Origin of the sequence: Vibrio sp. MMH1-50 (assembly GCF_022347645.1) — a bacterium.
GTDB lineage: Bacteria > Pseudomonadota > Gammaproteobacteria > Enterobacterales > Vibrionaceae > Vibrio > Vibrio harveyi.
In genome coordinates this window covers 145931-160171 of record NZ_JAKRGG010000002.1, presented here as the reverse complement: position 1 = coordinate 160171, position 14241 = coordinate 145931, and the positions used below count along the sequence as shown (strand labels likewise).

At 42.6% G+C, this 14241-nt stretch carries 12 protein-coding genes and 1 tRNA gene; 11 read left to right on the top strand and 2 right to left on the bottom strand.

Translation table 11 applies throughout. The features are described from left to right. The first annotated feature begins 23 nt into the window (after positions 1–23). Genes MHO32_RS02775 through MHO32_RS02760 form a run of 4 tightly spaced genes read left to right on the top strand, consistent with a single transcriptional unit; the run spans position 24 to position 3233 of the window. Positions 24–1067 carry a potassium channel protein gene (locus MHO32_RS02775; protein WP_005450291.1) on the top strand — a complete coding sequence of 348 codons (1044 nt, stop codon included), beginning with the start codon at positions 24–26 and terminating at the stop codon, positions 1065–1067. After that, positions 1067–1483, top strand: coding sequence for a DUF350 domain-containing protein (locus tag MHO32_RS02770; RefSeq protein WP_239210622.1), 417 nt, complete (start codon positions 1067–1069; stop codon positions 1481–1483). The genes MHO32_RS02775 and MHO32_RS02770 overlap by 1 nt, the downstream gene beginning before the upstream one ends. A gap of 8 nt (positions 1484–1491) precedes the next feature. Beyond that, positions 1492–2061, top strand: coding sequence for a DUF1190 domain-containing protein (locus tag MHO32_RS02765; RefSeq protein ID WP_005450289.1), 570 nt, complete (start codon positions 1492–1494; stop codon positions 2059–2061). Between the two features lie 5 nt (positions 2062–2066). After that, on the top strand, positions 2067–3233 hold the full coding sequence (locus MHO32_RS02760; protein WP_239210621.1) for a glutathionylspermidine synthase family protein: 1167 nt from the start codon (positions 2067–2069) through the stop codon (positions 3231–3233). A 66-nt stretch (positions 3234–3299) separates the two neighbouring features. Here the strand turns inward: MHO32_RS02760 and MHO32_RS02755 are convergent, their stop codons facing one another. Continuing rightward, complete coding sequence (locus MHO32_RS02755) at positions 3300–3869, bottom strand: YecA/YgfB family protein (protein WP_005450287.1); 570 nt, start codon at positions 3867–3869, stop codon at positions 3300–3302. A 94-nt stretch (positions 3870–3963) separates the two neighbouring features. Here MHO32_RS02755 and MHO32_RS02750 point away from each other — a divergent pair, with 94 nt between their 5' ends. The 7 genes from MHO32_RS02750 (at position 3964) to MHO32_RS02720 (ending at position 12591) form a co-directional block, all read left to right on the top strand. Continuing rightward, positions 3964–6384, top strand: coding sequence for a hybrid sensor histidine kinase/response regulator (locus MHO32_RS02750; RefSeq protein WP_199451326.1), 2421 nt, complete (start codon positions 3964–3966; stop codon positions 6382–6384). A 572-nt stretch (positions 6385–6956) separates the two neighbouring features. Then, the gene (locus MHO32_RS02745; RefSeq protein ID WP_005441741.1) at positions 6957–7406 is read left to right on the top strand and encodes an L-alanine exporter AlaE; all 450 of its coding nucleotides are present in this window, start codon (positions 6957–6959) and stop codon (positions 7404–7406) included. A gap of 144 nt (positions 7407–7550) precedes the next feature. Then, positions 7551–7638: transfer RNA gene (locus MHO32_RS02740), tRNA-Ser, on the top strand. A gap of 339 nt (positions 7639–7977) precedes the next feature. Then, on the top strand, positions 7978–9243 hold the full coding sequence (locus MHO32_RS02735) for a tyrosine-type recombinase/integrase (RefSeq protein WP_443088415.1): 1266 nt from the start codon (positions 7978–7980) through the stop codon (positions 9241–9243). A 93-nt stretch (positions 9244–9336) separates the two neighbouring features. Further along, on the top strand, positions 9337–9528 hold the full coding sequence (locus MHO32_RS02730) for a helix-turn-helix transcriptional regulator (protein WP_053052850.1): 192 nt from the start codon (positions 9337–9339) through the stop codon (positions 9526–9528). Between the two features lie 499 nt (positions 9529–10027). Next, positions 10028–10270, top strand: coding sequence for a hypothetical protein (locus tag MHO32_RS02725; RefSeq protein ID WP_095760662.1), 243 nt, complete (start codon positions 10028–10030; stop codon positions 10268–10270). 5 nt (positions 10271–10275) lie between these two features. Further along, positions 10276–12591: an AAA family ATPase gene (locus tag MHO32_RS02720; RefSeq protein WP_239210620.1), complete on the top strand. Its 2316-nt coding sequence runs from the start codon at positions 10276–10278 to the stop codon at positions 12589–12591. Positions 12592–12834: 243 nt separating this feature from the next. On the opposite strand, the gene MHO32_RS02715 is transcribed toward MHO32_RS02720, so the two are convergent. Then, positions 12835–13926, bottom strand: coding sequence for a hypothetical protein (locus MHO32_RS02715; protein WP_239210619.1), 1092 nt, complete (start codon positions 13924–13926; stop codon positions 12835–12837). Positions 13927–14241 lie beyond the last annotated feature (315 nt).

Sequence of the window (14241 nt, the reverse complement as noted above, 5' to 3'; positions counted from 1 at the left end):
AATCAGAAAGGAATCGGAAACTTATGGCTGTATGGCTAGTACTGAAAAAGTGGCTAAGCACCCATCTTTTCAAATTAAGCAACCGAAACCTTCTCGTCATTAGTGGCGCATACATTGCCATCTCGTGGTTATTGTTGGCTCTTGCAGGAGAGCATGCACTGACCGAAAACTTCTCTAACTTTATTTACTACCTCATGGTGACTGCTTCAACGGTTGGCTATGGTGACTTATCACCCTCAAGTGATATGGGTAAGTGGGTTGTGGTTTTGTTTATTATCCCTGGTGGTTTGAGTTTATTTGCTGCCATTTTGGGGCGAGTGGCTGGTGGCGCAATTGACTATTGGCGAGCAGGCATACTGGGTAAACGGAGAGTAAGAGTGGATAACCATATCGTATTATTGGGTTGGAATGGCGCACGAACCATGCACCTTATCCGCATGTTGCAGCATGAAGAAGAGGGCAAACGCCCAATTGTGTTATGCAGTCGTTCAGACATTGAAAACCCATTACCAGGTGAAATTGGTTTTATCAAGGTGAACAGTTACACCGACGCGCAAGAGATGAAAAACGCCAACATCACCGATGCTAACTGTATTATTGTCGATAATCTTAGCGATGATATTACTCTCTCTGCCGCCTTGTATTGTGCCTCAGTGAATCCTGATGCACACTTGCTGGCTTATTTTAAAGATGAAGCGCTAGGTCGACTGTTGAGTGAGCACTGTCCAAAAGCGGAATGCATTCCAGCCGTTGGCGCGGAGATGCTTGCGAAAGCGGCAGTAGATCCGGGTTCGAGCGCACTTCATCAGGAGCTACTTGCTTCAACTCGGGGTATGACACAGTACTCGGTGATTTACCCACAAGATCAACCGACAACCAGCGTGGAAAAGATCTTCGGATTTATCAAGAAGCATCACCAAGCTACGTTGATCGCGTTCGATCTTGGTGACGGGATTGAACTCAACCCAGATTTAAATGCTCAAGTGCCACCAAGCACTAAGCTGTTTTACATTGCCGACGAGCGAATTGATGACTTCGCTTGGACAGACATGAACAAGGACAAATAATGCATATGATTGCCGACCTGTTGGCAGGTTTTCCCAATTTTCTTCTCTACTTTTCTGTTTCGATCGTTTTCGTGCTGGCGTTTAAGTTCGTCTACGTCAGATTGACACCTTATGACGAATGGCATCTGATCAAGGAAGAGAAAAATACCGCTGCGGCAGTTGCGTTAAGTGGTGCTTTTCTTGGTTACTGTCTGGCTATTGCCGGCGCTGCGACTAACTCAGTCAATATTGTGGATTTCATGGTATGGGGCGTTGTAGCGATGCTGGCACAGATCATTGCGTTTGGTATTGTGCGTTTTATTCTGCTGCCGAAAGTATCGGATCGTATTGAAAATGATGAAGTACCAGCAGGCATTGTTTTAGCTGCCGTCTCTGTGTCTGTCGGTGTGCTTAACGCAGCTTGCATGACCTACTAGGAGGAACGATGAAACGCAGTTCCAATGTAAAACGCTCCTCAATGGACAAGAGTTTTAAAGTCGGACGAATCATTCCATTCGTTGCTTTTGGTGGGATTTTTTTCCTCGCAACTCAAGAATCAGAAACGGAAGGCTATATCTACGTCGATGCTGACGAGTGTAAATCTGCCGCGCCTGAATTCAGTGAGCAATGTGACATCGCCTACCAAGAAGCAATGGCGCGTGCAGAAGAAAATGCGCCGCGCTACAACAACAAATATGAGTGCGAAAATGACTTTTACGAGGATGATTGTTACTACAGTTCTCGTCATCACTCATATGTCCCATTTGTTGGTGGTTACTTCTTCAGTCGAGCGGTGAGTGGGCTTAAGGGTTACAACAAAAGTTATTACTCAGAGCCGATGTATCGTTATAAATCGAAGTATTACAACGGTGCAGGGCAGTTTTACGGCTCTTATCGCAATCAATCCACTAAGGTCGCTACCAGTAACCTAAATAAGCGCGGCGGCGGTACGATTGGTCGTGCGATGTCTCGTGGTGGCTTTGGTAAAGCTGTGTCAGTCAGCCGCGGCGGTTAACTGAAATGTTTCGACGAGAAATACAAGAAAGAGAAAACTGGCGTGAATTGGCACGCCAGTTTGGTTTTGGCTTCCATTCTATGTACGACCAACCGTATTGGGATGAGAGTGCTTACTATCAATTTACCCTTGAACAGATAGAGAAAGACATTGAAGACCCAACGGAAGAGCTTCATCAAATGTGTCTTGAAATCGTCGATCAGGTTGTGCGAAGTGAGCAGTTACTGACGCAGTGTGCGATTCCTGAAGCAATGTGGTCACAAGTCGCTTCCTCTTGGCAACGAAGAGAGCCTTCTCTTTATTCGAGGATGGACTTTGCTTACAACGGCTCCTCTCCTGCAAAGTTATTAGAAAACAACGCAGACACACCAACGTCATTGTTTGAGACTGGCTTTTGGCAGTGGGTGTGGTTAGAGGATGTTGTCAATAAAGGTCGCATTCACCAAAGTGCGGATCAGTTTAATATTCTGCAAGACTTTCTGATTCAACGCTTTGCCGATATTGCCAAATTGCAGCCGGGTCAAACGCTGCATTTTAGTTGTTGCAAATACACCGAAGAAGATAAAGGCACAGTGCAATACCTCGAAGACTGTGCGCGAGAAGCTGGGTTAGCAACCGCCTTTGTTTTTGTCGAAGATATTGGCGTGACGCAAGATGGGCAATTTGTGGATTCCGATAGCAGAGCGATTCGCTGGATGTTCAAACTCTACCCTTGGGAGTTCATGTTCGAAGAGGAATACAGCCAGTACTTGGCAACTGCGAGTGTGAATTGGTTAGAGCCGATGTGGAAATCGATTCTGTCTAATAAAGCGTTGTTACCCTTGCTTTGGGAGAGGTTTCCAAATCATCCGAATCTTTTGCCCGCGTATTTTGCCAATGATCCAAAAGCGGCTAGCTTAAAAGACTATGTCATTAAACCTCTGTTTTCTCGCGAAGGTGCCAACATTGAGATTGTCAAAAATGGTCAGCGATTGGTGAAAACACCGGGTCCGTATGAATCGAGCCAAAACATCATTCAACAATATCATCCGCTACCTAAGTTTGGCTCAAGCCATACGTTGATTGGCAGTTGGTTAGTGAATGATAAAGCAGCCGGGATCTCCATTCGAGAAGACAGCAGTTTAGTTACCCAAGATATGGCGCGATATATCCCCCATGTCATTCTAGATTGATCAAAAAAGCTCTCCGGATTGGAGAGCTTTTTCATTCTGTCTTATGTATCTCACAGGGTGGTGAGTTTATTCTTGCTCAGCTAGCATTACGCCACGTTGAGTCAGCCCGCAAAGCATCATCGGCATTGCGTTGAAGATCTCTTCAAACTGCTCTAGACCTTCCATACCTTGCTCTGCAAGTGTCGTGATTGTCGTTTCTGGATCGTAAAGCATAGTTAGAGAAAGCAGTACGCCACCAAGCAATGCACTGTCTTCACTGTCATCAGGCATCAACGTTTCCCAATCGTCACGAGACAATTGCCAGCCTTGAAGTACACCCTCACAGAAATCACGCGTGTTTGCAGATACGATATCTTGATCATCCAGCTCGCATCCTTCAGGCCACAGCCATGCACCTTCCAGAAGCGCTGGGCGTGTTTGGTTCCACATTTGAATGATCTCATCGATGTACTGTTCTAGTTGCTCACCATCAGAGAAAGGTGCTGTTTCTTCACCGCCCCATAGGAATGGCAGCCACTCTTGAGGATTCAACACGTTTGGCGCACATGCCATAGACGTAACAAAGCCTTGAGTTTTCGCTAGGTTTAGTAGTTTTCCATCAAGTTCTGGAAGAGAAAGGATGTCTTGTAGTTTCAAAATAGAATACCATTTGTTAATGGGCTGGTTGGTTGGCTAATCTTACCAATCAATCAGTGATAAATCGATATTAGGGAATGATTCGTCTACATCTATGGAAATTCGTTCGTCACTCAGAAACAAAAGCATTCTCGCCCTGACACTTTATTTGTGTTTCTTCATCGCGACCATTGGTTCTGTTGTTTACCTCGTTGTTGAGCCTCCAGTGCGTGAAAAGCTTGAGCGTAATTTGGATTTGCGAACTCAATTGCTCGCCTCACAGATTGAAGGACCGCTAACCAGTTCCGTTGGTTTGCTCAATAGCCTTGTAGGGTTAGGGCAGACGCCAACACCAAGTATTTCACTTCAAGATACGATTCCCCAGTTACTCGCGGTGAGCGACGACATCATCGTCAGTGGCGGATTATGGCCAAAACCAACATTGGAAGATGAACGTTGGCAATATACAAGCTTATTCTTCAATAAGAATGACAACGGCAGCTTGGATCAAATCCATTCCTACAATAATCCAGAGTCTGGTGGCTACGACAACGAACCTTGGTACCAGTCTGTTGCAAACAAACCTGCAGGGGCAGTGAGTTGGTCTGGCGTGTATATCGATACCTTCACGCAAGTTCAGATGATCACGGCTTCAGCGCCTTACTACAAAGAGGGTGTTTTTGCCGGAGTGGCAACCGTAGACTTGTCTTTGGAAGCGTTATTCCAGTTCATTCGTGAACATACAAATCAATACTCATTAGGTGTTGTGATTCGTGATGCCGATGACCAAGTCGTGATTGAGCACAACTTTCAGCTTACTAAGAACATATACATCAGCCAGCTCGGGTTTGGTGGCTTTAATTGGCGCATGGATGTGGTGAATGCCAAGGTCAAAGTATCGGATCAAGTCTTTAATCAAGTAATGAGTGTTGAGACCGGTGTTATCCCATTTCTACTGCTCTGCGTGCTGGTGGGTTACTACCTATTAAACCGATATATTGTAGAACCGATTGTTCGAATTGCTAAGAAAGTGGATGACTCCAAAACGGGCGGCATTATCGATATCGCCTATGAGAGTGAAGATGAAATCGGGCACTTGATCGCCAAATTCAATGAGAAGACGGTTTACCTTGAGCGTGAACGGGTTAAGGCGCAGGCATCTACAAACGCAAAAACAGCCTTCTTAGCAACCTTGTCTCATGAAATCCGAACGCCGATGAATGGAGTACTGGGAACCGCACAAATACTACTGAAAACTCATCTAACTGACGAACAAAGAAAGCACTTAAATACCTTGTATGATTCTGGCGATCACATGATGACGCTACTGAATGAAATTCTCGATTACTCGAAAATTGAGCAAGGACACATTGAGCTCGACAACACGCCTTTCCCAATCGAATCGATTCTCGGCAGTATCAACAGTGTGTATCACACTTTATGTGCCGAAAAGGGGCTGCAATTTAGAGTCATTTCTAATGTTCCGTTTGGACGTTGGTACAACAATGACAAAGCACGCCTGCGCCAGGTGTTATTTAACCTCCTCAATAACGCAGTGAAGTTCACGGATCGTGGTTTTGTTGAAGTCGAACTGACTGAGCATGTGAAAGATGGCATAACCAAACTAACCATTAGTGTAAAAGACACAGGGATTGGTATCAGCCCTGATGCGCAGAAACGCATTTTCCGACCATTCGAACAAGCAGAATCGTCGACAACACGTCGATATGGCGGCACGGGTCTTGGATTGGCGATAGTGAAGCAGATTTCAGAGCATATGGGCGGGAGTATTACTGTTCAAAGCCAAGAGTGTATTGGCACCAAGTTTATTGTCGAACTTGAGCTCAATCCTTGTAAGGCTGGGGTGTTAGAAGCATCTAATACACATAAACTTGATTGCCAAGGCTTACGTGCGCTTATCGTGGAAGACAACCGTACGAACACCATCATTATGGAGACCTTCTTGCGCTCTAAAGGGTTTGTATGCGTTTGTGTCGAGAATGGGCAGCAAGCAGTAGAGCAGGTGTCGAAGCATGAATTTGATTTGGTGTTGATGGATAACCACATGCCAGTACTTGATGGCGTAGGGGCGATTGCTGTTATTCGCTCTATGGATGCACCAGCTCGCTCGGTTTTGATCTTCGGCTGTACTGCAGACGTCTTCAAAGAAACGCAGGAGCGTATGTTAGATGTCGGAGCAAACCATATCATCGCCAAACCGATTGTTGAATCAGAACTCGATGATGCTTTGTATCGTCATGCGTCGATACTTTATCAATACCAAGACAAGCAAAGCGGAGAACAACCTAAACCTCAAAACGCCGAGGCATTGTTGCTGAACTTCTATATGGCATTAGATGATGGCAACTTGGAACAAGCAATGACGACACTTTCTCACATTTTCGAAAGTGCCAAACCAAATGTCTCTGATGAACTGAATAAAGTTATCCAACGCATCGAAGACTATTTGAGTAAAGCGCTTACCCCTGAGCAAGAGGACATCGACCAACTGACGGTACTGTTAGCAGAACACTAACTCCGTGCATTCACTAAGTAGTGTAGGGTACTTCCAATACTACTTATACCCAAGTGATTTCAAGATGCAGGACTCAGAGCGTTGTCATTTCTTGATTTAGAGTAACTAGATCTTTAAATCGCCGCTGCGCCTACAAACCAAGTCATCCTTGCTGAACCTAGCATCTCGATGTTACTTGGGTATAACCTCCATCTTCACTTCCCATTCTATAAACTTCGTGTTTACTCTGAATTTGCTTGATCCAATAGCATAAGACGATCTTTTTGAAATTCATTTGCCAGATATTTCTCTAGTTTTCTGTGTTTTCTCGTGAGCTAACTGGCTTAAAAGTAAATAAATTACGTTTTAAAACTCCATTTTGAAGTGTTTTATGGGGCTTTTTACTGATTTTGGTGAAAGCTGCTACTTTTGCTTTGAAAGTTAGTTATTAATTTACAACTCATATTTTAAAACGGAATTATAAACTGAAAATAATGTGATTTAATAGCGCTATTAACTGCTATGTGGTTTTAAGTGCAGTAAATGATTTTATAGATGTCGTTTTTATTGGTATTTGATTTTAGAGGTTGTAAATGAAGTCTCGTGGACCATTTTGTATTCGCAATGCCGCAGCGGATACTTTTGCTATGGTGGTTTTTTGTTTTATTACAGGGATGATTATCGAGATCTTGATTTCGGGTATGACGTTTGAGCAGTCTTTAGCATCACGCACATTGTCTATCCCAGTAAACATCGCGATTGCATGGCCTTACGGTATGTTCCGTGATTGGGTATTACGCCAAGGTAACAAACTATCACCCTCTTCGTTTATGAAGAACGTGTCTGACTTGGTGGCGTACGTATTGTTCCAATCTCCAGTCTATGCGGGCATTTTGCTGGCAGTAGGCGCGTCAACTGACCAAATCATCACGGCAGTAGCAAGTAATGCAGTTGTGTCATGTGGCATGGGTGTCCTTTACGGTTACTTCTTAGATCAGTGTCGCCGTTGGTTCCGAGTACCAGGTTACTATCAAGAAGCCTAATTGCCCCAGTTTTGCGCAATTTAGCTAGATAGTGAGCAAACAAACGCAAAAGGGCGCTTTTTTTCGTGTTTAGCCTTGACCATCAGGAACATAATCATTAAATTAGCGCCTCGTTAGCAAATGATGCTAACCACAATTTGATTCGGTGAGTTGTCCGAGTGGCTGAAGGAGCACGCCTGGAAAGTGTGTATACGGCAACGTATCGAGAGTTCGAATCTCTCACTCACCGCCACATTCGAGCCCCTAGAAGTTTCTAGGGGCTTTTCTCGTTTTATAACTCTCTGTTTTTGAACGAATCAACAGTTTCACTACGTATCACCCGTCTTTTACTATCCCAAACTTTATTGTATGCCAAAGTGTATGCTTCTAAGCTGTGAGAAAAATCGGCATACATTTGCGTCGAAAATTCAGCATACAGGTTTGTGGGGAGCAGGATTGCCAAGTTTCTTATCCCACCTTTTATCTCATTGAAAAATCATCATTCACCTATTTTGCATACCGAAAATTTTAGGGAGCAGGATAGGTCGAAAAACTGCATACAGTTTGGCTAAATTTCAATTCTAAGGAGGGGATGATGGCAAAACTAACGGCAAAAGAAGTATCGAATGCAAAACCTCGCGATAAAGCCTATCGACTGGGAGATGGCGGAAACCTCTATCTTCATATAAGAAAAAGTGGGGCGAAATCTTGGGAGTTTAGATACACCAAACCCTCAACAGGCAAACCAACATTTGCAGGCATTGGCTCTTTTCCAGATGTCTCATTAGCTGAAGCTAGATCAAAAGCCACAGAGTTTAGAAAAAACATTGCTGAGGGTGTTGATCCGCAACTGCTCAAAATTGAGCAAAAGGCAAGGTTAGCCACTGAACAGTCTAATACCTTCAAAGCAGTTGCCTACTTGTGGATGGACACGAAACAAAACCGTATATCACCTAAAACCATCGAGGGTAACTGGCGAAAGTTGGAACTCTACGCTTTCCCAATGCTTGGCTCGATCCCTATTACTAAGTTATCAGCCCCAATGGCAATCGCGGCGCTTAAACCTGTCGAGGAGGCTGGTTATTTAGAGACCGTAAAGCGCACCGCGCAGTTGATCAACGAAGTGATGACGTACGCTGTCAATGCTGGACTTATACATTCAAACCCGCTCAGTGGTATTAGAGAAGTTTTTAGAAAAGCGAAAGTCACTCATATGAAAGCCTTAAGCCCAGATGAGTTGCCCGAGTTAGTGCGAGCAATAGCCAGAGGAAACATGGCAATTACAACAAAATGTCTTATTGAGTGGCAACTGCATACGATGACACGCCCAATCGAAGCGGCGGCGGCACGTTGGTGTGAAATCGATTTTGAACAACGGTTATGGATTCTTCCTGCCGAAAGAATGAAAGCAAGGCGCGAACATATAATCCCATTAACAGCGCAATGTATGGCTATATTGGAAACGATCCGACCAGTGAGTGGACACAGAGAGTTTATTTTTCCCTCGATTCGACACCCTAAAAAGCACACGGATTCTGAATCTATCAATAAGGCGTTAGGACGTATTGGATTCCAAGGTAGAACGACAGCTCACGGATTACGCTCATTGGCATCAACAACGCTTAATGAGCAAGGGTTTGATAGTGATGTTATTGAGGCTGCTCTGTCTCACTCAGATAAAAATGCGATTCGGAAGGCGTACAATCGGACGACGTATCTAGAACGTCGTCGCCCCTTAATGGAATGGTGGAGTCAAAGAATTGAAGAAGCGAGTTACGGCAGTGTCTCTGTAACAGGCTATCGCACTTTAAACGTGGTGCCGCATTTAGAGTTTGAGGAGAAAGTGAGAAAAATATAATTTAACGTAAGAAAAATGCGTCACTAATTTCGAGGGCTTTCGTTTTTTTAACCATATTCATAGTGATATGTAATTAAATACGGGAGTGCCACTATGTCTCTACGCATCATTCGCCTCAAAGAGGTTATTGCCTTGACAGGCTTATCTAAAAGTTCGATTTATCGTTATGCAGACGGAAAAGCATTTCCTCAATCCGTTCAATTAGGTGCACGAAGCGTTGGATGGATTGAGGAAGAGATCAATCAATGGATGCAAGGGCGTATCGATGAACGCAGGGTTGAGTAAGATGTGCTTCTTTAGCTTGTATAATGTGTGGTGTGCTGAGTTAAGAGCCACCACACACTGTTAAGTTGGTTTACAGCCTAATTGATCAAGTGTTTACCGAGATAAGAAAAGTAGAGTACGACCGAATCGTTTGGTGTTCACAATGCTGATGTCGCTGGATTAGCTTATTTGTGGGCAGAAATGCGTTAGAGCAAGGAGTCTAAAGCTGGGTCGTGGGATGAGGAAAAATATGGTACTCAAATAACGTTTACCTTGACCCCACATATCCATGTTATCAATCAATATCATGAGTTCGGTAACTAGGAAATAGATAAGTAACTGATACTGAGGAGCTCAAGAAAAAGCTTGAGCTATTAACTGATGATATTAAAGACTGCCTAGATTTTGATGATTAACTACCTACAGTTGTGACTTTTTTCACAAAGCTTTGTGTCTTCTCCTATTGAAATGATATACAACGGACACCATATCGTTATTGTCTATTTCACAGGATAAGATTATGAATACTAAGAAAACCTCCAAGTCAGTTGCTTCAAAAGCAGCTAAGGCCCTTTCTGATCCTAATGCTTCAAAGATTCAAAAGTCACTAGCTGCTAGCGCAATGGCTCAAGCTAGTTCATCAAAGCAAACAGGCAAAGACATGGAGGCTAAAGCCTCAAAGGTTCTTCAGTCAGACAAATACAGTGACGATACCAAAGAGTTTGCTGCTTCGGTGCTAGCTCAGTCAAACAAGAAGCGATAGACAATATGATTAACGGCATTAGTAAAATCAAGAGTCTTCGTTCATTCGGAATTTATGAAAATCACATCAATGATGGTTGTGATGAGTTTGCGAAATTTAATCTTATCTATGGTTGGAACGGTTCAGGTAAATCGACATTATCTCGATTGTTCCGTTGTATTGAAAACAAGAGCTTAGATGGCACCAACTACACCGAGTCAACATTTGAAATCGAGTACAGCGTGGATGGCCAAGCTCAGAGTGTCCTTACTCAACAAAACCTCTCTCAGAATCAGCTAAACATTCGGACATTCAATAATGATTTCGTTCGTGAGAACATCGACTGGAGTGGTACTGTTAAGAGTATACTGCTTGTTGACCAACAGAAAATCGAAGAACGAAAGCAATTAGATGAACAGAATAAAACTCTCAAACAAAAAGAATCAGCTTCAGAAAAAGAAACAAAGATAGCTGATGACCTCGATACCGAGATTAACAAATTCCTGTCACGCACAGCGAAGAGTATCAAGACGAGCTTAAAGGTAATTGGGACCGAAGATAGTAAGTATCTTAACTACAACAAAACCTCACTTGAAAATTTGATTAGAACTAGCTCTGCGGAAGTTGTGGATCCTGCGTCAGTTCTTACCGATGAGCAAATCATTCTTCATACCAAGTCAGCTTCTCCTGTCGAAAAAGATAAAATTACATTTGCAGCAAATACAATCAGGCAAGATCATTTTGAGTCGGGCTTCAATGCGCTAACTAAGTTGCTAAGTAAGTCAGCGGTTAATGAAGTCATTGAGTTTCTTAGAGACAACCCCGATGTTCAAACATGGGTGTCAAGTGGTATGGCGGTTCATGATGAGCATAAATCGGAAGAATGTCACTTCTGCGGAAATAAGATAGATGAATCAAGGCTCACTAGTTTAAATAATCATTTTAGTAATGAATTCAAACTATTGAAGCAGGAGATTACTGAAGCAACAAAGTACTGTTGTAATTTACCTGAGCTTACTTTACCTGGTGTTGAGTCATTTTTTGATGAGTTTCAGACTGAGTACAAAGAAGTAGTAGCTCCTTTGGAGGGTATTGTAACTGAAATCAATAGTATCGTAGAGCAGTGGCGAGAATGCATCGATAAAAAATCAAATGATCCATTTGATATCTCTCAAAAGATTTCGTCTGTGACAGTGGATTTGATAGACCAATATAACAAAGTGATTCTTGATATCGCTGCTTGTGTGAAAAAACACAATGACAAATCAGGAAACTTCCAGGCTGTTACGACCACACATAAAAAAACTCTTGAGCTCCATTACGCCGCTGATGAAGTCATCGATTTTGATTACAGCAAAAAAGTAGAAAATAGAAAGACCGCAAATGATAATGTGCTGAAACTGAGTGATGAAATTTCTGCAATTAAGAAAGAAATACAGAGACTTGAAGCAGAGCTATCGAATGAGTCAATTGCCGTAGATGCTTTCAATGCTGAGCTAGCGAAGTTTATTGGTAGAACTGAGTTAACTTTAAAGTTTGATGCAAAGCAGAAAGGCTACCGAATTTCACGTAATGGATCCGATAGGCACGCTCAAAACCTGAGTGAGGGTGAGAAAACCGCCATAGCATTTGTTTACTTCGCGACGAAACTCGAAGAGCACGATAATGATATTAAGAATACGATTGTCGTGATTGATGACCCAGTTTCTAGCTTTGACTCTAATCATTTGTTCCACTCGTACTCATTCTTGAAAAAACACTGTGAGCAGGCAAAGCAGTTGTTTGTAATGACGCACAATTTTTCCTACTTCAAGTTGGTTCGTGACTGGATGCTGAAGAAAAATAAGATGCGTAAACAGCCGCCAGTGATTAAAGCAAGAGCCTATACGATTGAAAGTAAATCTGACGGAGTACGTCAGTCTAAGTTGGTTAATGCTGGTGGTTCATTGACTGATTATAATTCCGAGTATCACTACCTGTTCTCTAGACTTTATTCTCTCAAAGAGAAACAAGAGCTTAATCTTGATGAAGTGTATTTGTGTGCGAACTTGTCAAGAAAGCTGTTGGAATCTTTCTTGTGCTTTAAGTTTCCTAAAAAGAGAAGTGATTTTAGACAGTTGGTTGATGATGGTGTTAGGCATTACCCAGCAATCAAACCTGAAGATGTTGAAAAGGCATATCGCTTCATCAACAAATATTCTCACAACCAAGAGATCGAATTAGAGGATAACGCTGATAACTTGCTTGGTGAGTCACCTGCGATTCTTAATATCATATTAGATATTGTTAAGACTATCGATGAGGCACATTATTCTGAGATGGAAACAGTAGTTACTGCTTGATAGTATCAAAAGGGAGTCTTAACGACTCCCTAACTTATCTGTAATGCCTTTCTCGACAAGGCGTGTTGTCACTCTTTCGTGAAAAGGTGTGGAGTCAGCTACGCAGTTTTTACTCTAACAAACTTCAGGTCGAACGGGCACTTTCGTGTTGCAAAGCCCCTCAGAAACTGTAGATCTCACTGACTCAACTATAGACAGAAACGTGTCAGCCGAAGAGAGGCTAACACGTTGTTGAAAACTAAGTTACTCTACTCGAGTATATGTCTTTCCAATAAGAACGCGCTTAATCTGGTCAATGTTTTTCGCGCCAATTCGGTCAAAAATTTCTTCAGCAGAATATTCTTTACCTAGTTCCCGTATGGCACGAACTTGCTCAACAGACAATCTATCTTCACGACTACAAATTTGTGCAACAGCCCACTCATTGTCACGCCACTTTTCTGCTACCCAGGGTGCTGGCAGTCCTTTTCTTGGGTGTTCGTCAAGCCACTTTCGGATAACTCGAACCCTATCATCTGGCATGGGGATGATAGATTTTTTAAGCAGCCCATTATCCCGAAGATATCTCAATCCTGATTTTCCTCCAGGAATCATATTTAGACGTCGTTCATCACTCCAATGACCTTCAACTAAGAATTCTTCAGCTTCATATAGTTGCTCAAGATCATCAGTAATACCCATTACTTTATGATGTATGTACGTCACTTTTCCACGCTCGGCTTCCTCTCGAAACTTTCGGTGGAACAGAAGAGGGCTTCCTTTTTCTATTGCGTACTTATGTTCAGTCCATCTCTTCTGCCAACTACGAGTTGTCACCCCAACATAAAAGTATCCATCATTAGGATATGAGCCACCATTGCCAAAAATATGCTGATACAATACATATGACTTTTTTGGAAAATATTGTGGTGTCAGTAGAAAGTGAGCGGGTATTGAGAAAACAAGGCTAGGTTGTTTTATTTTTGCTTCATCTATAGAAGTTACACCACAACTAGCTGCACAAATAAACAATGGGTCAGTGACCAACTCAACTTCAATGATTGGATTAATTACTTTCTCTTCATTTTCAAGTACTTTCCCTGATAAGTATTTAGCATCTCTAGTAACAGTTCGATGACCAGCCTTTAGCTCTTTTAGCGGAGCAACAAATCCAGGCCTATTTCCCATGAAAGTCATATGGATAACCGGAATTACCTGTCCCACTTTAAGTCTAAACACCCCTTCTGGCTTAAGCGCAACCTTACACCATTCTTTGCCATAAGGATGAGAGTTTATAAAAGTTTTAAGAAGCGATTCAACTTCATTGCGACGAGATATTAGAGGCTTTGGAGCCAAATGTTCCCACCATAACCTGTTTAGCTGGAGCATGTTACGACCTATTGGAGACTTTCGATTAAGAAGTAGACCTGTTCCTCTAATCCAGTTCTGTGATAGTTAGAGCGTTAGTCAACTAAGCACATAATGAGATATTAGATAAATTAGGTCAACGAACAGGTAATTCGATCATAGAAATTGATTACTCTAACGCAGAAAGGGACATAACTGTGTTTGACAAGAATGATGCTCTTGCAGATATAAGAGTTGCTTAGTACTTATGTATGTAACATCCAAACTAGCGATCTTTGAAGTACACTCTCTCTTTAAAGAAAA